General features: G+C 67.7%; 1 protein-coding gene. It reads left to right on the top strand.

Features of this window, described 5'->3' with window-relative positions:
• Positions 1–43: 43 nt before the first annotated feature.
• Positions 44–254, top strand: a 211-nt coding sequence (locus AC1RPX_RS08040) for a hypothetical protein (RefSeq protein ID WP_481763374.1), incomplete at its 3' end; no start/stop codon positions are given.

Raw genomic sequence — 254 nt, 5'->3', positions numbered from 1 at the left:
CTTCGGGCTAGTGCTCTTCGGGGTTCTGGGGGTCCTAGCGGTCGTGTTCCCGCCGCCGGTGGGCTCCACGCCCGTCCAGGGCATCGAGGTTACGGCCCCGCCGTGGATGTTCTGGTGGCCCTTCGCGTTGGAGAACTGGTTCGGGGTGTCGGCGATCCTCTGGGGCGAGGTCGCCTTTTTCGCGCTCCTTGCCGCAGTGCCCTTCCTTGACCGGAGCAAGGAACGCGCGTGGCGGCGACGTCCGGTGAGCATGA

It is taken from the genome of Dellaglioa sp. CoH-56-MRSF-14, from assembly GCF_056782115.1.
Note: the sequence above shows the minus strand (reverse complement) of the source record. Positions and strands in the feature narration are given on the sequence as shown.